An 18,498-nucleotide genomic window follows, 5' to 3' on the forward strand; every position below is an offset into this window, starting at 1 on the left:
TCCGCCGCGACGAGCGCCCCGACCGGCCGCGCGATGACCGCCAAGGCCGCCCCGGCCCCAGGCCAGCTGGCCCGGGTGGACCTCGTGGCCCCGGCGGCTTCAACCCCGACGGCCCGCCGCAGCGCGCGCAACGGGGCGAACCGGTGCGCCGCAACGAGCACCGCGATGAACGCCCGGCCGACYGCCCGCGCGACGACCGCCCGCCCCGCGTCGACCAACGCCGCGTCGCCAACCGCGGCCCCAACTTCGAGCCGCCGGCCCGCCCGCAGCAGCGCCACAACCCGGCCCGCGAGGTCGCAGCCGAGGACGGCGAGCGCCTGTCCAAGCGCATGGGCGAACTCAAGCTCGCGTCGCGCCGCGAGGCGGACGAGTGGATCGCCGCCGGCTGGGTGCGCGTCAACGGCAAGGTCGCCGTGCTGGGCCAGCGCGTCGGCCCCGACGTGCAGATCGACATCGACCCCGCCGCCCGCAACCAGCAGGCCGGGCTTGTCACGGTGCTGATCCACAAGCCCATCGGCTATGTCTCCGGTCAGGCCGAGGACGGCTACGAGCCGGCGGCCGTGCTCTTCCAGCCCGAGAACCGCTGGGCGGAAGACGCCTCCGGCATCAAACCCAACGCCGGCCACCACCGTAACCTGGCGCCCGCCGGCCGGCTGGACATCGACTCCACCGGCCTGCTCGTGCTGACCCAGGACGGCCGCATCGCCCGCGTGCTGATCGGCGACGACTCCGACGTGGAAAAGGAATACCTCGTGCGCGTCGAGTTCGTCGGCCTGCCCGGCGCCGAACCGGTGCCCGAAGGCACGCTGCCCAATGCGGCGCTGTCGAACAACAAGCTGGCCCTGCTGAACCACGGCCTGGAGCTGGACGGCGAAGAACTCAAGCCCGCCAAGGTCAGCTGGCAGAACGAGCACCAACTGCGCTTTGTGCTGCGCGAGGGCAAGAAACGCCAGATCCGCCGCATGTGCGAGCTGGTCGGGCTGAAGGTCGTGGGCCTGAAGCGCGTGCGCATCGGCCGCATTCCGCTGGGGCATCTGCCCGTCGGCCAGTGGCGCTACCTGGCGCCCTGGGAGAAGTTCTGACCCCGATTTGTTTGGTCGGCCCGACCGGCTGCGGCAAGACGGCAGCGGCGCTCGCCATCGCCGAGGTGCTGCCGGTCGAGATCATCAGCGTCGATTCGGCGCTGGTGTATCGCGGCATGGACATCGGCACCGCCAAGCCGACTGCCGCCGAGCAGGCGGCCGTGCCGCATCACCTGATCGACATCCTCGACCCGACCGAGAGCTACTCCGCCGCCGAGTTCGTGCGCGATGCCAAGCGCCTGGCCGCCGACATCAGCGCGCGCGGCAAGCTGCCGCTGCTGGTGGGCGGCACGATGCTGTACTTCAAGGCGCTGTTTGACGGCCTGTCGACGCTGCCCCAGGCCGACGCCGAACTGCGCGCGGCCATCGACGCCGAGGCGGCCGAGCGCGGCTGGCCGGCGATGCATGCCGAGCTGGCAAGCCTTGACCCCGAGACCGGCGCACGGCTGGCGCCCAACGACAGCCAGCGCATCCAGCGCGCGCTGGAGGTCATCCGCCTGACCGGCCAGCCGCTGAGCGTGCTGCACGCCGCGTCACGCGACGAAGGCGTCAACTGGCCGCTGTTCTCTCTGGAGCCGACCGACCGCGCCTGGCTGCATGCGCGCCTGGCCCAGCGCTTCGAGGTGATGCTGGCGGGTGGCCTCGTCGACGAGGTGAAGGCCCTGCGCGCCCGGGGTGACCTGAGCCTCGCGCTGCCCTCCATGCGCTGCGTCGGCTATCGCCAGACCTGGGAAGCGTTGGACGCCAACGACGTCAAGGATCTGCCCGAACGCGGCATCGCCGCCACCCGCCAGCTCGCCAAGCGCCAAGTCACGTGGCTGCGCAGCATGCCCCAGCGCCGCGTCATTGCCTGCGACGGGCCGCAGCCCATCGCCGAGCTGCTAGCAAGCCTTCAGCGCCTGCTTGCCTGATTTCTCTTGCATCGCTTTCAAACCCTGCTAGAGTGATATCACTTTGATTCACTTTTGAGACAGGTCAAGCCATGGTCAACCACTCCCCTTCGCGCACCGTCGTGACCGAGCGAGCCGCCCGCTCCAGCAATGGTTATCTGATGGCCATGGTGGGCCTGGCGCTGTGTGGCGCAGGTGTCTTCACTCTCACGCGTGGCCTGCCCCTTTATGGCGTTCCCATCGGCCTGGCCGGTCTGTTCGTGCTGATCGGCCTCTACATGCTCAACCCCAACCAGGCCGCCGCGCTGACGCTGTTCGGCGCTTACATCGGCAGCGACCGCGGCGCCGGCCTGCGCTGGGCCAACCCGCTGTCGATCAAGAAGCGCGTCTCGCTGCGCGACCGCAACCTCAACGCACCGGTGCTCAAGGTCAACGACCAGCGCGGCAACCCCATCGAGATCGCCTGCGTCGTCGTCTGGCGGGTGCGCGACACGGCCCAGGCGCTGTTCCAGGTGGACGACTACGAGGCCTATGTGCGCGTGCAGGCCGAGGCCGCCATCCGCCACCTGGCCGCCTGCTACGCCTATGACCACTCGGACGAAGCCGACGAAAGCAGCGTGACGCTGCGCGGCGGCCAGGACGCCGTGGCCCAGGCGCTGCGCGCCGAGTTGCAGGCCCGCTTTGCCGATGCCGGTGTGGACGTGCTGGACGCCAAGATCAGCCACCTGGCCTACGCGCCCGAGATCGCCCAGGTCATGCTGCGCCGCCAGCAGGCCGAGGCCATCATCGGCGCGCGCAGCAAGATCGTGCAGGGCGCGGTGACGATGGTGGAGTCGGCGTTGAAGGGCCTGAGTGAGCGCTCTATCGTCGTGCTGGACGACGAGCGCAAGGCGGCGATGGTGAGCAACCTGCTCGTCGTGCTGTGCTCGGACCGCGAGACGCAGCCGGTGGTCAACACCGGCACGCTGTACACCTGACGTGAGACCGCCCCTCGCCCAGTCTCGCCCCGCTGAACGCGGGCGAGCCCAGTCGGTCCCCCGAGGGGACGGCGATGCACGCCGGATCGACCGGCGCCATCGCCCAGCGGGCCGGCTTGGGAGCGGCCCGGCGCTCGGCCCGAAATGCGCCAGTTTCTTACGCCCCAGGCACCGCGATTGCGGAATGGACAACTGAGATGGCCAGCCCCGACAAGAAAGCCTTCCCGCTGCGCGTCGACCCCGCGCTGTGGGCCGAGGTCGAACGGCTCGCGGCGATGGAGCTGCGCAGCGCCAACGCGCAGGCCGAGCTGCTGCTGCGCGAGGCCCTGAGCCGCCGCGGCATCAAGCTCTCGCCACCCAAGGGCCGTGCGACGGCGGCGCGCAGTGAACAGGAAGCCAAGGAATGAGCCCTTTGATCGCGCGAGGCCTCACCAAGTCATACGGCGATGTCGCGGTGTTTTCGGGCATCGATCTCGAACTCGCACCGGGCGAGATCGTCGCGCTGCTGGGCGAATCGGGCAGCGGCAAGTCCACGCTGCTGAACTGCCTGGCGGGGCTGGACGAGGCCGACGCCGGCTCGATCACGCTGGCCGGGCAGGACCTGCGGCCGCTGGGCGACGAGGCGCGGTCGGCGCTGCGGCGCGAGTCCCTGGGTTTCATCTTCCAGGCCTTTCACCTGCTGCCGCATCTGAGCGTGGCGGACAACGTGGCGCTGCCGTTGCGGCTGCTGGGCCTGCGTGACGAGGGCCGCGTGGCGGAGATGCTGGCGGCCGTGAACCTGGCGGCGCTGGCGGCGCGGATGCCCAGGCAACTGTCCGGGGGGCAGTTGCAGCGGGTGGCGATTGCTCGCGCGTTGGTGCATCGGCCCAAGCTGGTGTTGGCGGATGAGCCGACGGGCAACCTCGATGCAAGGCATGCGGTGGAGGTGCTGGAGTTGCTGCGGCGCTGCACGCATGAGGTTGGCGCGGCGTGTTTGCTGGTGACGCATTCGGAGGTGGCGGCGCAGTCGGCGGATCGGCGGTTGAGGTTGGATGCAACGGGGTTGCATGCTTCGTAAGAGCGGCTTGGCGCCAACGCCCAGCCGGGATTTCGTCCCGGCGGCCGACTCACTTTTTGCGCCGCCAAAAAGTAAGCAAAAAGCTCTCCCCTGCGAAACCGCCCGGCGGAGCCGGGTCCCCTGCGATGCTCGAAGCCCGGGGCCGCACCCAACTCACTTCGCTACGCTCCGTTCAGACAAAGGGGTGCGAAGTCAGCTGTTGATGCTCGCTGCGCTCGCGCCCCGGGCTTGTGCGCTTCTCTGCGGTTTAGAAGGGGAGGCCCCGGAACAGCCGACAGCCAAACCCGGAATTCGGGTGGTGGATGTATTTCTGCATGCCCCCTTTTAGCCCCGCCGAGGAACGGAAGACCCGAAGCCCGCGCGCGCAGCGCGCTTCGTGCTCTGACTCGCGACGCCTGTTTGAGCAGAGCGTAGCGGCGCGAGTTCGGCGCGGGGCTTCGGGTCTGAGTACCGCAGGGGACCCGCAGCGCAGCGAAGGGCGGGGCGGTCAGGGAGGAGCTTTTTGCTTACTTTTTGGCGGCCCAAAAAGTGAGTCGCCTGCGGGGGCGAAATCCCCGCATGGGCCTCGCCACTCACCCAAACTCACCGCGAAGCCCACCCGATGACCCTCTGGCGCCACCTCACCTGGCCCGCCTGGCGCGACCAACCCGGTCGCGTCCTCCTCGCCATCGTCGCGGTGATGCTCGGCGTCGCGCTCGCCTTCGGCGTCCACCTCCTCAACGGCGCCGCGCTGACCGAGTTCGCCCGCGCCGCCCGCAGCGTCAACGGCCAGCCCGACCTCTTGCTGCGTGCCCGCTCCGGCCCGCTGACCGACGCCGACCTGGCCGACCTGCTCAAGCGCCCCGAGGTCGCCGCCGCCAACCCCGTACTGGAAGGCCAGGCCCTGTGGCCCGGGCAAACGAGCCGCGATGGCCGCGGGTTGCTGATCCGCCTCATTGGCATCGACCCCCTCGCCCTGCTGGCCTCCGCCGCCGGCGCCAAGCCACTCGCGCCCGAGCTGATCCCGCAGGTCGACGGCGGCCCCGTCGAACTGCTGGCCAGCCAATCCATCCACCTCAACGCCGCCGCCCGCGCTCACCTGACCCCCGGCCAGACCACGCTCACGCTGCGCATCGCCCCTCCGGGCGGTGGCGAGCCACGCGATGTCGAACTCAACGTCGGCGGCCGCATCTCCGCCGGCAACACGCCGCTGGCTGTGCTGGACATTGCCGACGCGCAACTGCTGCTCGGCCGCCTCGGCTCGCTGGACCGCATCGACGTGCAACTGATCGAAGGCACCAACGCCGCCACCTGGGCCGCCTCCATGCCCGCGCACTGGCGCGCCGCGCCGCCCGACGACGAGGGCGCGCGCCTGTCCGACCTGACACGCGCCTACCGCATCAACCTCGGTCTGCTGGCGCTGATGGCGCTGTTCACCGGCAGCTTCCTCGTCTACGCGGTGCTGTCGCTCGCAACGGCGCAGCGCCTGCCGCAATGGGCGCTGGTGGGCGTGCTCGGCGTGTCGGCCCGCATGCGCTGGCGGCTGATCCTGGCCGAGGGGCTGGTGATTGGCCTGATCGGCACCGCGCTGGGCCTGGCGCTGGGCGTCGGCCTGGCCGCAGGAGCGCTCAAGCTGATGGGCAGCGACCTGGGCCTGCATGCTGCCGGCGGTTCGTCGACCGAGCTGCTGCTGCGCCAGCCCCTGGCTTTGCCCGCCCTCCTCTACGGCCTGCTGGGCCTGGCCGCCGCGCTGGTGGCAGCGCTGGCGCCGGCATTCACGGTGCGCCGCATCGCGCCGGCCCTGGTGCTCAAGGGCCTGGGCTTGGCCGCAGGGCGCACGCTGCCGGCCTGGATGGGCGCCAGCCTGCTGGCGCTGGGCGCGGCGCTGGCCTGGCTGCCGCCCGTATTCAACGACACGCCCATCGCCGCCTACCTGTCCATGCTCTGCCTGCTTCTGGGCGGCCTGGCGCTGGTGCCAGCGCTGGTGCGCGGCATGACAGCTGTGCTCGCCCGCCTACCCGCAGGCCCGCTGCTGCTACTGGCCCGCGAACGCAGCCGCGACCAGGCGACCGAGGCGCGCCGTGCGCTGGCCGGCGTGCTCGTCGCGCTGGCGTTGGCCGTGGCCATGACCGTCATGATCGGCAGCTTCCGCGAATCGCTGCTGCGCTGGCTGGACCACGCCCTGCCCGCCGACCTCTATGTGCGCTCCGCGCTGCGCGGCCCGGACGGCCTGCCCGCGCCACTGCCGCCCGCCTACCTGGCCGCGCTGGAGCGCCTGCCCGGCATCGCCCACAGCGCGCCGCAACGCAGCACACGCGCCCGGCTGGCGCCCGGCGCCGAACCGGTGGCGCTAACGGCGCGGCGCATGGACATCGGCAGCCTGCCCCTGGTAGAGCGCTGGCACGGCACCGCCGAGGCGGGCACGCTGCCCGTGTGGGTCAACGAGGCAGCTCGCGACCAGAACGGGCTCAAGCCCGGCCGTGTCGTCAACGTCGAGCTGGTCGACAGCGGCCGCATGACCCGGCTGCAGGTGCAGGGCGTGTGGCGCGACTACTCGCGCCAGAGCGGCGCGCTGTGGATGGCGCTGGACGACTACCGCCGGGCCAGCGAAGACACGGTGACCACCGAGGCCGCGCTGTGGCTCGCGCCCGGCCAATCACCGGACGTGGCGCGCGCCGCCGTGCGCGCGGCGGCGGCGCGGCCGGACGACATCGACACCGCGGCAGCCGGCGAGCTGCGCACGCTATCGCTGAAGATCTTCGACCGCAGCTTCGCCATCACGCTGTGGCTGCAGGCCGTGGCGCTGGCGGTGGGGCTGTTCGGTGTCATCGCCAGCCAGTCCGCCCAGGCGCTGGCGCGGCGCCGCGAGTTCGGGCTGCTGCGCCACCTGGGCCTGTCGCGCCGCGCGCTGATGCGGCTACTGCTGCTCGAAGCCAGCCTGCAAGGCGGCGCCGGTGCGCTGGCCGGGCTGGCGCTGGGCCTGGGCTTGAGCGCGGTGCTGGTGTTTGTCGTCAACCCGCAGAGCTTTCACTGGAGCATGGAAATGCACCTGCCCGTTGCGCGGCTGGCCGTGCTCGTCGGCCTGGCGTTTGCGGCCGCCGTGGGCGCGTCCCTGCTCGCCGGCCGGCGCGCGCTGGGGCCCGACGCGGTGCGTGCTGTGAGGGAGGACGCATGAAGCGTCGCGCCCTCTTGCTCGCTGCCTTGCCGCTGCAGGTGCGCGCCGCCCTCAATTTCCCGCACGACTTCGGCGCCCACCCGGCCCAGGCCATCGAGTGGTGGTACCTCACCGGCCTGCTCGGCGACCGCGACGGTGCGCCGCCACGCTTCGGCTACCAGCTCACCTTCTTCCGCCTGCCCGGCCCGGCGGCAGCCGACCACCCGAGCGGCCTCGCGGCCAAACAACTGCTGCTGGGCCATGTGGCGCTGTCCGACCTCGGCGCCAGGAAGCAGCGCCACGGCCAGCGCCTGCTGCGCGCCCTGCCCGGCGCCGTGCATGCGACGGTGGGCGACTGCGACCTCAAGCTGCGCGACTGGACGCTCAAGCGCGAAGGCATAGGCGGCTACCGCGCCCGCTTCAGCGGCCCCGGCTTTGCCCTCGAGCTGGAGCTGGCCACGGCGGACCTCCCGCTGCTGCAGGGCGACGGCGGCCTGTCTCGCAAGGGCGCCGACCCCGATCAATTCAGCCACTACTACTCGCGCCCGCAACTGCTGACCCAGGCCGCGCTGACGCTGGATGGCCAGCGCCACAGCCTCGCCGGCCGTGCCTGGCTCGACCATGAATGGAGCGACAGCGTGCTGGGCGATTCGGTCGGCTGGGACTGGCTGGGCATCAACCTGCACGACGGGCGCGCGCTGACGCTCTTCCAGCTGCGCCACAAGGACGGCCGCCGCGACTGGGCCGGCGGCAGCCTGCGCACGCCCGGCCAGCCCGACCGCAGCTTTGCGCCCGGTGAGGTCGAGATGACTGCGACTCGGCATTGGACCAGCCCGGCCACGCGTGCGCGCTACCCGGTCGAGTGGCGACTGAAGAGTCCCGCCGGCGAGATGCTGCTGAGTGCGGCCTTCGACGCGCAAGAGATTGATGCGCGGCACAGCAGCGGCCTCGTCTACTGGGAAGGCGTCGCCCAACTGTTCGACGGCCAAAAGCGGTCCTTGGGTGCCGGCTACCTGGAACTCACCGGCTACGCAGGCCGGCCGCCACTCCTCTGACCCACAATCCGCGGCCCATGGCCTCACATCCCGCCCGCCAGCCCACACGCCCCACCTTCGGCTGGGACAACCTCAGCGGCGCCCGCGCCGCCGGCCTGCCCGCCGTCGACGATCTGCCCCACCAGCGGCTGCTCACCAGCGGCCGCGCGGCGCTGTTCGCGGCGATAAAGGCGCTGGGCGTTCAGGCGGGGGACGCCGTGCTGGCACCCAGCTACCACTGCCCCACGCTGGTGGCGCCGCTGCGCGCGGCCGGCGCCGTCGTCCAGTTCTATCCGCTTGGGCCCGACGGCCTGCCGGCGCTGGATGCGATCACGCCGCCCCCCGGGACGCGCGCCCTCGTCGTGGCCCAGCTGTTCGGCCTGCCGCGCTCGCTCGCCGCCGTGCGCGCCTGGTGCGACACGCGCGGCATTGCGCTGGTTGAGGACTGCGCCCACAGCTTCTTCGGCCAGGCTGGCGAGCGGGCCGTGGGCCGCTGGGGCGACCTGGCGACGGCCAGCGTGTCCAAGTTCTTCCCCGTTTCCGAAGGCGGGCTGCTGGCTTCGGCCCAGCCCCTGCCCGCACAGGCGCTGCATCCAGCCGGCGCCAAGCAGCAGGTCAAGGCCTGGGTCGACCTGCTGGAGCGCGGCAGCGAGCAGGGTCGGTTGACCGGCCTGAACACGGCGCTGGGCACCCTCTTCCGCCTGAAGAACGGCCCGCCGCGTGCGGCATCGGCCGGCACGCCGCGCGAGATGGACGAGGCTGAAATGATGGCCGACTGCGACCTTGCCCGCAGCGAACAGGCACCTCCTGCGTTGACGCACAGCCTCTTCGGCCTGCCGCGCCAGCGCATCGTCGCCCGCCGCCGCGCCCACTACGAAGCGCTGAATCGCCTCACCCAGAACCTGCCCGGCGCCCGGCCTCTTTTCGGCGCACTCCCCGCCCAGACCGCGCCTTATGTGATGCCGCTGTGGGTCGACGACGCCGAGCAGGCCGACACCGCTTACGCCGCCCTGCGCGCCGCCGGCTGCGCCGTGTTCCGCTGGGACCGCGTCTGGCCCGGCGTGCCTGACTTCCACGACGACCACGGTGCCCGCTGGCGCCGCCAGGTGCTGCAACTGCTTTGCCACCAGGACTTGCGAGAGCCCCTGCTCGCCCACACCTGCGACGTGCTGACCAAGAAGCTGTGAGCAAGCCCCACACGCCCGCTCATCCCGCCGCAACGCCGCCACTCGGCGTTGCAAATGCTCGCCGTAGCCCCAACTACGGCTCCGCTTTGCGCCTTGATTGGCGACGCCACGACGGTCTGCTCGACCGCGCCGGGCTCACTCACAGCTTCTGAACACATGAGTTCCACGACCGACCGCCCAGCATCAAAACAGGCCCGCTCCCTCAGCGGCCTCGCGCCCTTCCTGCGCCCCTACCGTGGCCGCATCGCGCTGGCGCTGGTGCTGCTGGTGCTGGCCGCGCTGGCCACGCTGGCCTTTCCCATCGCGCTGCGCGGCCTCATCGACGCCGGCTTCGGTGCCGCCAACCCCGGCGAGCGGTTGATGGCGCTGCGCGAGCATTTCCTGGCCATGTTCGGCGTCGGCGTGGCGCTGGGCCTGTTCTCGGCCTCGCGCTTCTACATGGTCAGCTGGCTGGGCGAGCGCGTCACGGCCGACCTGCGCAACGCCGTCTATACCCATGTGCTGCGCCAGAGCCCCGAATTCTTCGAGACCACGCAAACCGGCGAGGTGCTGAGCCGCATCACGACCGACACGACGGTCGTGCAGACGGTGGTGGGCTCCAGCCTGTCCATGGGCCTGCGCAACACGGTCATGGGTATCGGCGCGCTGGCGATGCTGGTCATCACCAACCCCTATGTGATGGGCCAGGTGCTGGGCATCCTCGTGCTCATCGTGGCGCCGGCGCTGTACTTCGGCCGGCGCGTGCGCAAGCTGTCGCGCGCCAGCCAGGACCGCGTGGCCGACACGTCGGCCATCGCCGCCGAGGTGCTGAACGCCGTCACCGTCGTCCAGAGCTACACGCAGGAGGCGGCGGAGGCCAGGCGCTTCTCGGCCGCCAGCGAGGCCGCCTTCGACACGGCACGCAAGCGCACGCGCATCCGCAGCTTCATGGTGGCCTTCATCATCACGGCCGTCTTCGGCGCGATGCTGTGGGGCCTGTATCAAGGCACGCAGGCCGTCATCGCCGGCAAGATCACGGCCGGCCACCTCGGGCAGACCGTGGTCTACGTGACCTTGCTGGTCAGCAGCGTGGCGGTGCTGGCCGAGGTCTGGGGCGACGTGCTGCGCGCGGCCGGTGCCACGGAGCGCCTCATCGAGCTGATGGAGGCGCGCTCGCCGGTGGCGGACCCCGCCAAGCCGCTGTCACTGCCCGTCACTTCGGGCGGCAGCCAGGTCGAGTTCGAGAACATCCTCTTCCACTACCCCTCGCGCCCGCTGACCGCGGCTTTGGACGGCGTGCAGCTGACCATCGCTCCCGGCGAGACCGTCGCGCTCGTCGGCCCCAGCGGGGCGGGCAAGACGACGATGTTCCAGATGCTGCTGCGCTTCTACGACCCGCAGTCCGGCACCATCCGGCTCAACGGCGTGCCCACGCAAAGCCTCAGCCTGGCCGACCTGCGCGCCAACATCGGCCTGGTGCCGCAAGACAGCGTCATCTTCTCCACCAGCGCGCTCGAGAACATTCGCTACGGCCGGCCGAGTGCGAGCGACGACGAGGTCATCGCCGCGGCCAAGGCTGCCTTCGCCGATGACTTCATCCGCGCGCTACCCGAGGGCTATGCCAGCTTCCTGGGCGAGCGCGGCGTGCGCCTGTCCGGCGGCCAGCGCCAGCGCATCAGCATCGCCCGCGCCATGCTGAAGAACCCGCCGCTGCTGCTGCTGGACGAAGCCACCAGCGCGCTGGATGCCGAGAGCGAACGCGTCGTGCAGGCCGCGCTGGAAGCGGCCATGCAGCACCGCACCACGCTGGTCATCGCCCACCGGCTGGCCACCATCCAGAAGGCCGACCGCATCGTCGTGCTGGATGCGGGGCGCATCGTCGACATCGGCCGGCATGACGAGCTGGTGGCGCGGGGCGGGCTGTATGCGAAGTTGGCCGCAATGCAGTTTGGCTTGGTGGCTGGCGCGGACGCTGCCGCCTCCGCATGAAAAAACTTGCCCTTGCCCTGGTCACCGCCATGCTGCCCATCGCCACCTTCGCCGAAACCCTGATCTATGTCGGCACCAACACCGGCGGTGAGAGCAAAGGCATCTACGTCGCCACTCTCGACGAGACGACCGGCGCGCTCTCGTCGCCACGGCTGGCTGCCGCCATCGGCAGCCCGGGCTTCCTGGCCATGCATCCGAGCAGGCCGCTCGTCTACTCGGTGGCCTCCAACCGGGCCGCAGACGGCGCCTGGAAGGATGAGGTCGCCGCTTTTGCCGTGCAGCAAGACGGCAGCCTGGCCCTGCTCAATACCCGACCCTCGGGCGGCTACGGCCCCTGCCATGTCTCCGTGGACGCCAGCGGGCGCATGCTGCTGCTGGCCAACTACAGCGGCGGCAACGTCGTCTCCTACTTGATCGGTGACGACGGCAGCCTGGGGCCGACGGCCTCCACGGCCCAGCACGAGGGTTCCAGCGTCAACCCGCAGCGCCAGAAGGAGCCGCACCCGCACGGCATCTACCCCGACCCGACCCGGACCCGCGCCTACGTGCCCGACCTGGGGTTGGACAAGGTCATGATCTACCGATTGGACGCGGCCAGCGGCCGGCTCTCGCCCAACGTGCCCGCGTACGCCACTGCCGAGCCCGGCGGCGGCCCGCGCCACCTCGCCTTCCACCCGAACGGCCGCTACGCCTACGTCAACCTGGAGCTGACGTCCCGCGTCGCCGCCTATCGGGTGGACGCGGCCAATGGCGCGCTGGAAGGCTTTCAGGTGGTCTCCAGCCTGCCGCCCGGCACCCGGGCCGAAGGCAACAGCACCGCCGAGACGCTGGTTCACCCCAGCGGCCGGTTTCTCTACGTGTCCAACCGGGGGCACGACAGCATCGCGGTGTTCGCCATCGACCCGCAGGACGGCTCGCTGCGCTTCTTGGAGACGACCAGCACCGGCGGGCGCTCGCCCCGCAGTTTTGGCATCGTCCCCGGCGGGCGCTTTCTGGTGGCGGCCAATCAGAACAGCGGCAATGTCACCGTCTTTCGCATCGACCCCGAGCGCGGCACGCTGTCACGCGCCGCAGGCGAGGCGGCGGTTGATCGGCCGACCTACGTGCGGTTCCTGAGGCGCTAGGACGCCGCCCCGACAGCCTCCTAGCGCCGCCCCCGCCAAACGCTGGGCGACTGCCCCGTCAGCCGCTGGAAGAAGCGCGTGAAATAGGCCGCGTCCGCAAAGCCCAGGCCGTCGGCGATCTGGCGCACCTGCAGCGTCGTGTAGCCCAGCTCGCGCTTGGCCTCCAGCAGCAGGCGCTGGTGCAGCACGTCCAGCGCCGAGCAGTGCAGGTGTTGGCGGCACAGGCGGTTCAACTGCGTCGTCGTGATGCCCAGCGGCGCGGCCAGCGTGTCAAGCGTGGGGTGGCTGCGGTAGTGGCGCTCGACCTGCTCGCGGTAGCGGGCCAGGTGTTGCATGGCCCGGCCTTCGGGCTCCGCCGATTCAGCGGCTTGCGCAGCCAGCGGCGGCAGGCGGGCCACCAGCGCGGCGGCCATCAGCACGGCCCCATCCAGCACCTGGGCCCGCCAGGGCGAGTTGCCGGCGTAGTCGTCGCGCAGCGCGCGGGCAATCGACAGCAGGGTCTGGCCTTGCGGCGAATCACCATCGAGCGCGGCGGCACGCGAGGCAGCCAGGCCCGCCCACAGTCCGCGTGAGCTGCCGATCAGGCTCCTGACCCGCGCCTGGTCCAGCGTGATGACATGGCCTTGCGTCTCCGGCGAGAACGCAAAGCCATGCACCACCAGCATGGGCACCCAGACGACGGCCGGTGCCTGCAAGGCCAGCAACTGCCCGTCGATCTGCACGCGGGCCTCGCCGGACTCGATCAGCAGCAGCTGCACCAGCGTTGCATGCCGGTGCGGCTGGATTTCCCAATTGTGCAAGCGGCTGCGATCGGCGATGGACTCCATGTGCAGCCCGTCCAGCGCCGCATCCCGCCCCATCTCGCCATACAGCTCGTACAGCGGTGGTGACGAAGCGGCTTGAGTCCTGGGCATAGGTTCGGATTGTGCAAGCACGGGTTCCTGGCGTCCATTGCCCGCGCCACCCCACCGGCCTACGCTTGCCGGCATAGAACAAGCTCGGAGCGAGACATGAAAACAATGCGCACGCAGGTGCTCATCGTCGGCGCGGGGCCCTCGGGTTTGCTGCTGGGCCAGTTGCTGCACAAGGCCGGCGTGGCCAACCTGATCGTCGAGCGCCAGACCGGCGACTACGTGCTGGGCCGCATCCGCGCCGGCGTGCTGGAGCAGACGACCGTCGACCTGTTGAACGAGGCCGGCGTCGGCGCGCGCATGCAGGCCGAAGGGCTGGTGCACCACGGCTTCGAGCTGATGTTCGACGGCCAGCGCCATCACATCGACCTGAGCCGGCTGACGGGCGGCAAGTCGGTCATGGTCTATGGCCAGACCGAGGTGACGCGCGACCTGATGGCCGCCCGCGCGGCGGCAGGCGAAGAGACGCTGTATTCAGCGGCAGCCGTGGAGTTGTTCGGCTTCGACGGCGACCGGCCCGGCGCGCGCTGCACGGTCAACGGCGAGCGCATCGAGATCCTGTGCGACTACATCGCCGGCTGCGACGGCTATCACGGCGTCAGCCGCGCCAGCGTGCCGGCGGAGGCCATGCGCACGCACGAGAAGGTCTATCCCTTCGGCTGGCTGGGCCTGCTGAGCGACACGCCGCCGGTGTCCCACGAGCTGATCTACGGCCGCCACGAGCGCGGTTTCACGCTGTGCAGCATGCGCTCGGCCACGCGCAGCCGCTACTACCTGCAGGTGCCGCTGACCGACCAGGCCGGCGAGTGGAGCGACGAGCGCTTCTGGAGCGAGCTGCGCCTGCGCATGGACCCGGCCGCCGCCGAGGCACTGGTCACCGGCCCGTCGCTGGAGAAAAGCATCGCGCCACTGCGCAGCTTTGTCGCCGAGCCCATGCGCTTCGGCCGGCTGTTCCTGGCCGGCGACGCGGCCCACATCGTGCCGCCCACGGGCGCCAAGGGGCTGAACTTGGCGGCGTCCGACGTGCGCTATCTGTCCCAGGCGCTGATCGAGCATTACCGCGAGCAGAGCCAGGCCGGCATCGCGCACTACTCGGCGCGTTGCCTGTCCCGCATCTGGAAGGCCGAGCGCTTCTCGTGGTGGTTCACCAGCCTGATGCACACGCTACCGAACGAGCCCGAGATCGACGCCAAGCTGCACCGCGCCGAGCTGGAATACCTGGTTACCTCGGACAACGCTAAGGCGGCGATGGCGGAGAACTATGTCGGCCTGCCCTGGTGAACCACGCATGCCAAGCCGACATAGCAGCTAGCCTGAGCCAGGCCTAGCGCAGTCGCGCGCGCCTGACAAGAATCCGCTCCCAGCGCGGCACCTCGCATCGCATGCCAAGGATTGACGTGGAATTCACCAAGACCCCAGGCTGGCTGGACTGGTACTCCAGCCCCAGCACGCCCCGCTTCCAGCCCCCGCCCGGTGCGGTGGACGCGCACTGCCATGTGTTCGGCCCCGGCGCGCAGTTCCCGTTCGCGCCGGAGCGCAAGTACACGCCCTGCGACGCCAGCAAGGCCCAGCTCTTTGCGCTGCGCGACCACCTCGGCTTCGCGCGCAACGTCATCGTTCAGGCCACCTGCCACGGCGCCGACAACAGCGCGCTGCTGGACGCGCTGCAAAGCTCGGGCGGCAAGGCGCGCGGCGTCGTCACCGTGCGGCGCGGCATCAGCGACGAAGAGCTGTGGCGCATGCACGAGGCCGGCGTGCGCGGCGTGCGCTTCAACTTCGTCAAGCGGCTGGTGGACTTCACGCCCAGGGACGAGTTGCAGGAGATCGCCGCGCGCATCGCCCGCCTGGGCTGGCATGTCGTCATCTACTTCGAGGCGGCCGACCTGCCCGAACTGTGGGACTTCTTCACCGCCCTGCCCACCACCGTCGTCGTCGACCACATGGGCCGGCCGGACGTCAGCAAACCGGTCGACGGCCCCGAGTTCGAGCTCTTCCTGAAGTTCATGCGCGAGAACGCCAACGTGTGGAGCAAGCTCAGCTGCCCCGAGCGCCTGTCCGTCACCGGCCCGCGTGCTCTCGAAGGCGAGCAGGCGGCTTATCGTGACGTCGTGCCCTTCGCCCGCCACGTCATGGTCGAGTTCCCCGACCGCGTGCTGTGGGGCACCGACTGGCCCCACCCCAACCTCAAGGACCACATGCCCGACGACGGCCTGCTGGTGGACTTCATCCCGCACATCGCCCCGACGCCCGAGCTGCAACGCCGGCTGCTCGTGGACAACCCGATGCGCCTGTATTGGCCCGAACTGGCCTAGGAGCAGCAATGCCTCTCGACAAGTCCTATACCGACATCCCCGGCACCACCATCTTCGACGCCGAGCAGTCCCGCAAGGGTTACTGGCTGAACCAGTTCTGCATGTCGCTGATGAAGGCCGACAACCGCGCGCGCTTCAAGGCCGACGAGCGCGCCTATCTCGACGAATGGGCGATGACGGACGCGCAGAAGGACGCCGTGCTGGCGCGCGACCTGAACGAATGCATACGCCTGGGCGGCAACATCTATTTCCTGGCCAAGATAGGCGCCACCGACGGCCGCAGCTTCCAGCAGATGGCCGGCAGCATGACCGGCATGACCGAGGCCGAGTACCGCGACATGATGATCTCCGGGGGCCGCTCCATCGAGGGCAACCGCCGCGTCGGTGAAGACGGCGACGCCCAGGCCCATCGGCAACCCCAGGGCAAGGCAGGGAACAAGTAACCGTGGCTCGCATCACCGCATCCGTCTACACCTCGCATGTGCCCGCCATCGGCGCCGCACTCGATCTCGGCAAGACCGCCGAGCCCTACTGGCAACCCGTCTTCGCCGGCTACGAGCCGTCCAAGCGCTGGCTGGCCCAGAACCGGCCTGACGTCGTCTTCCTCGTCTACAACGACCACGCCACGGCCTTCAGCCTCGACCTGATCCCCACCTTCGCCATCGGCACGGCCGCCCGCTTTGAGCCCGCCGACGAGGGCTGGGGCCCGCGCCCGGTGCCGCCCGTCATCGGCCACCCGGAGCTGGCCGCCCACATAGCGCACAGCGTCATCCAGGACGACTTCGACCTGACCATCGCCAACAAGATGGACGTGGACCACGGCCTCACCGTGCCGCTGTCGCTGATGTGCGGCCAGCCCGATCCCGTCCAGGGCGCCTGGCCCTGCGCCGTCATCCCGTTTGCGGTCAACGTCGTGCACTACCCGGTGCCGTCAGGGCGGCGCTGCTTCATGCTGGGCCAGGCCATACGCCGCGCGGTCGAGTCGTTCGGGCCGGACCTGAACGTGCAGATCTGGGGCACCGGGGGCATGAGCCACCAGCTGCAAGGCCCGCGCGCCGGCCTCATCAACCGCGAATGGGACAACCGCTTCCTGGACCGGCTGATCGCCGAGCCCGACGCCTTGTCGCGCCTGCCGCATGACGACTATGTGCGCGAAGCTGGCTCGGAAGGCATAGAGCTGGTCATGTGGCTGATCGCGCGTGGTGCGATGGCCGACATCAATGGCGGCCCGGCCCCGCGCGTCGCGCATCGCTTCTATCACGTGCCTGCGTCGAACACGGCGGTGGGCCATCTGATTCTCGAGAACTTGCGGGACTGACCGCCCGAGCGCAGCGAGTAGCTCTGTCCCCAACACTTCAGGAACAACACATGAGCAAGACCATTCGCGTCGCACTGGCCGGCGCAGGCGCCTTCGGCATCAAGCACCTCGATGGCATCAAGAACATCGACGGCGTCGAAGTCGTCTCGCTGATCAGCCGCGACCTGGACAAGACCCGTGAGGTCGCCGGCAAGTACGGCATCCAGCACGTCACCACCGACCTGGCCGACAGCCTGGCCCTGCCCGAGGTCGACGCCGTCATCCTGTGCACGCCTACGCAGATGCACGCCAGCCAGACGCTGGCCTGCCTGAAGGCCGGCAAGCATGTGCAGGTGGAGATTCCGCTGTGCGACGTGCTGGCCGACGGCGAGGAGGTCGTGCAGGTCGCGCAGGCCAGCGGGCTCGTGGCCATGTGCGGCCACACGCGGCGCTTCAATCCCAGCCACCAGTGGGTCAACAAGCGCATCACTGCGGGCGAGTTCAAGGTCCAGCAGATGGACGTGCAGACCTATTTCTTCCGCCGCAGCAACATGAACGCGCTGGGCCAGCCGCGCAGCTGGACCGACCACCTGCTGTGGCACCACGCCGCACACACGGTGGACCTGTTCGCCTGGCAGGCGCAGAGCCCCGTTGTGCAGGCCCACGCGCTGCAAGGCCCCATCCACACGACGCTGGGCATTGCGATGGACATGAGCATCCAGCTCAAGGCGGCCAATGGCGCCATCTGCACGCTGAGCCTGTCCTTCAACAACGACGGCCCGCTGGGGACGTTCTTCCGCTACATCGGCAACACCGGCACCTATCTGGCGCGCTACGACGACCTGTTCGACGGCAAGGAGGCCAAGATCGACGTGTCGGCGGTGGACGTGTCCATGAACGGCATCGAGCTGCAGGACCGCGAGTTCTTCGCCGCCATCCGCGAGGGCCGCGAGCCCAACAGCAGCGTCGCCCAGGTGCTGCCCTGCTACCGCGTGCTGCACCAGCTCGAACAGCAACTGAACACTGGCGCATGAAGACCCGTCGCATCGGTCCCTTCGAAGTCTCGGCCGTCGGCCTGGGATGCATGAACCTGAGCCATGCCTACGGCACACCGCCTTCGCGCCAGGTGGCGGCGGCGGTGCTGAACGGCGCGCTGGACGGCGGCATCACGCTGTTCGACACGGCGGCGCTGTACGGCTTTGGCGCCAATGAGTCGCTGGTCGGCGACGTGCTGTCGCACCACCGCGAGCGCTTCGTGCTGACGAGCAAATGCGGCATGCACGGCGTCGACGGCCAGCGCGTCATCGACGGCCGTCCCGAGACCCTCCGTGCCAGCTGCGAGGCCAGCCTGAAGCGGCTGCGCACCGACGTCATCGACCTGCTCTACCTGCACCGGCTGGATGCCAAGGTGCCGGTGGAAGACAGCGTGGGCGCGATGGCCGAGCTGGTGCAGGCCGGCAAGGTGCGCGCGCTGGGCCTGTCCGAAGTCTCGGCCGCAACGCTCAAGCGAGCGCATGCGGTGCACC

At 70.1% G+C, this 18,498-nt stretch carries 17 protein-coding genes; 16 read left to right on the forward strand and 1 reads right to left on the reverse strand.

The window, feature by feature from the left end:
- The 10 genes from ACXRVZ_RS25490 to ACXRVZ_RS25535 form a co-directional block, all read left to right on the forward strand.
- Positions 1-1,082: pseudouridine synthase (locus tag ACXRVZ_RS25490; protein ID WP_458232983.1), on the forward strand; the 1,082-nt coding region annotated here is incomplete at its 5' end.
- Positions 1,049-1,993, forward strand: a complete 945-nt coding sequence (gene miaA / locus ACXRVZ_RS25495) for a tRNA (adenosine(37)-N6)-dimethylallyltransferase MiaA (protein ID WP_457427469.1) — start codon at positions 1,049-1,051, stop codon at positions 1,991-1,993. The genes ACXRVZ_RS25490 and miaA, both read left to right, overlap by 34 nt.
- A 71-nt stretch (positions 1,994-2,064) precedes the next feature.
- A complete protein-coding gene (locus tag ACXRVZ_RS25500) occupies positions 2,065-2,949 on the forward strand; it encodes an SPFH domain-containing protein (RefSeq protein ID WP_457427471.1) in 885 nt (294 codons plus the stop codon).
- 197 nt (positions 2,950-3,146) lie between these two features.
- Positions 3,147-3,356, forward strand: coding sequence for a hypothetical protein (locus ACXRVZ_RS25505; protein WP_457427473.1), 210 nt, complete (start codon positions 3,147-3,149; stop codon positions 3,354-3,356).
- A complete protein-coding gene (locus ACXRVZ_RS25510; RefSeq protein WP_457427475.1) occupies positions 3,353-4,006 on the forward strand; it encodes an ABC transporter ATP-binding protein in 654 nt (217 codons plus the stop codon). Before ACXRVZ_RS25505 ends, ACXRVZ_RS25510 begins: the two co-directional genes overlap by 4 nt.
- A gap of 601 nt (positions 4,007-4,607) precedes the next feature.
- Positions 4,608-7,160 (forward strand): FtsX-like permease family protein, encoded by a 2,553-nt coding sequence (locus ACXRVZ_RS25515; RefSeq protein WP_457427477.1) that lies wholly within the window; start codon positions 4,608-4,610, stop codon positions 7,158-7,160.
- The gene (locus ACXRVZ_RS25520; protein WP_457427479.1) at positions 7,157-8,194 is read left to right on the forward strand and encodes a lipocalin-like domain-containing protein; all 1,038 of its coding nucleotides are present in this window, start codon (positions 7,157-7,159) and stop codon (positions 8,192-8,194) included. Before ACXRVZ_RS25515 ends, ACXRVZ_RS25520 begins: the two co-directional genes overlap by 4 nt.
- A 17-nt stretch (positions 8,195-8,211) precedes the next feature.
- Positions 8,212-9,360, forward strand: a complete 1,149-nt coding sequence (locus tag ACXRVZ_RS25525) for a DegT/DnrJ/EryC1/StrS family aminotransferase (protein WP_457427481.1) — start codon at positions 8,212-8,214, stop codon at positions 9,358-9,360.
- A gap of 156 nt (positions 9,361-9,516) precedes the next feature.
- A complete protein-coding gene (locus ACXRVZ_RS25530) occupies positions 9,517-11,328 on the forward strand; it encodes an ABC transporter transmembrane domain-containing protein (RefSeq protein ID WP_457427483.1) in 1,812 nt (603 codons plus the stop codon).
- Positions 11,325-12,452: a lactonase family protein gene (locus ACXRVZ_RS25535; RefSeq protein WP_457427485.1), complete on the forward strand. Its 1,128-nt coding sequence runs from the start codon at positions 11,325-11,327 to the stop codon at positions 12,450-12,452. The genes ACXRVZ_RS25530 and ACXRVZ_RS25535 overlap by 4 nt, the downstream gene beginning before the upstream one ends.
- 20 nt (positions 12,453-12,472) lie before the next feature.
- On the opposite strand, the gene ACXRVZ_RS25540 is transcribed toward ACXRVZ_RS25535, so the two are convergent.
- A complete protein-coding gene (locus ACXRVZ_RS25540; protein ID WP_457427487.1) occupies positions 12,473-13,366 on the reverse strand; it encodes a helix-turn-helix domain-containing protein in 894 nt (297 codons plus the stop codon).
- A gap of 105 nt (positions 13,367-13,471) precedes the next feature.
- On the opposite strand from ACXRVZ_RS25540, the gene pobA reads away from it, so the two are divergent.
- The 6 genes from pobA to ACXRVZ_RS25570 form a co-directional block, all read left to right on the forward strand.
- On the forward strand, positions 13,472-14,644 hold the full coding sequence (gene pobA / locus ACXRVZ_RS25545; RefSeq protein ID WP_457427497.1) for a 4-hydroxybenzoate 3-monooxygenase: 1,173 nt from the start codon (positions 13,472-13,474) through the stop codon (positions 14,642-14,644).
- Positions 14,645-14,760: 116 nt separating this feature from the next.
- Positions 14,761-15,675 (forward strand): amidohydrolase family protein, encoded by a 915-nt coding sequence (locus ACXRVZ_RS25550; protein ID WP_457427489.1) that lies wholly within the window; start codon positions 14,761-14,763, stop codon positions 15,673-15,675.
- An 8-nt stretch (positions 15,676-15,683) separates the two neighbouring features.
- Positions 15,684-16,118, forward strand: a complete 435-nt coding sequence (gene ligA / locus ACXRVZ_RS25555; RefSeq protein ID WP_457427491.1) for a protocatechuate 4,5-dioxygenase subunit alpha — start codon at positions 15,684-15,686, stop codon at positions 16,116-16,118.
- A gap of 2 nt (positions 16,119-16,120) precedes the next feature.
- Entirely contained in the window at positions 16,121-16,993 is an 873-nt protein-coding gene (locus ACXRVZ_RS25560; RefSeq protein WP_457427493.1) for a class III extradiol dioxygenase subunit beta, read from the forward strand.
- Between the two features lie 50 nt (positions 16,994-17,043).
- Positions 17,044-18,006 carry a Gfo/Idh/MocA family oxidoreductase gene (locus ACXRVZ_RS25565; RefSeq protein ID WP_458232984.1) on the forward strand — a complete coding sequence of 321 codons (963 nt, stop codon included), beginning with the start codon at positions 17,044-17,046 and terminating at the stop codon, positions 18,004-18,006.
- Positions 18,003-18,498, forward strand: a 496-nt coding sequence (locus tag ACXRVZ_RS25570) for an aldo/keto reductase (protein WP_458232985.1), incomplete at its 3' end; no start/stop codon positions are given. The genes ACXRVZ_RS25565 and ACXRVZ_RS25570, both read left to right, overlap by 4 nt.

The sequence above is a fragment of the Roseateles sp. P5_E8 genome, assembly GCF_054177665.1.

Excerpts from the sequence above, each read along its gene's own strand:
- ACXRVZ_RS25500 (WP_457427471.1), top strand. The coding sequence starts at position 2,065 with ATGGTCAACCACTCCCCTTCGCGCACCGTCGTGACCGAGCGAGCCGCC.
- pobA (WP_457427497.1), top strand. The coding sequence starts at position 13,472 with ATGCGCACGCAGGTGCTCATCGTCGGCGCGGGGCCCTCGGGTTTGCTG.
- ACXRVZ_RS25515 (WP_457427477.1), top strand. The coding sequence starts at position 4,608 with ATGACCCTCTGGCGCCACCTCACCTGGCCCGCCTGGCGCGACCAACCC.
- ACXRVZ_RS25540 (WP_457427487.1), bottom strand. The coding sequence starts at position 13,366 with ATGCCCAGGACTCAAGCCGCTTCGTCACCACCGCTGTACGAGCTGTAT.
- ACXRVZ_RS25510 (WP_457427475.1), top strand. The coding sequence starts at position 3,353 with ATGAGCCCTTTGATCGCGCGAGGCCTCACCAAGTCATACGGCGATGTC.
- ACXRVZ_RS25520 (WP_457427479.1), top strand. The coding sequence starts at position 7,157 with ATGAAGCGTCGCGCCCTCTTGCTCGCTGCCTTGCCGCTGCAGGTGCGC.
- ACXRVZ_RS25505 (WP_457427473.1), top strand. The coding sequence starts at position 3,147 with ATGGCCAGCCCCGACAAGAAAGCCTTCCCGCTGCGCGTCGACCCCGCG.
- ACXRVZ_RS25525 (WP_457427481.1), top strand. The coding sequence starts at position 8,212 with ATGGCCTCACATCCCGCCCGCCAGCCCACACGCCCCACCTTCGGCTGG.
- ACXRVZ_RS25565 (WP_458232984.1), top strand. The coding sequence starts at position 17,044 with ATGAGCAAGACCATTCGCGTCGCACTGGCCGGCGCAGGCGCCTTCGGC.
- ACXRVZ_RS25530 (WP_457427483.1), top strand. The coding sequence starts at position 9,517 with ATGAGTTCCACGACCGACCGCCCAGCATCAAAACAGGCCCGCTCCCTC.
- ACXRVZ_RS25535 (WP_457427485.1), top strand. The coding sequence starts at position 11,325 with ATGAAAAAACTTGCCCTTGCCCTGGTCACCGCCATGCTGCCCATCGCC.
- ligA (WP_457427491.1), top strand. The coding sequence starts at position 15,684 with ATGCCTCTCGACAAGTCCTATACCGACATCCCCGGCACCACCATCTTC.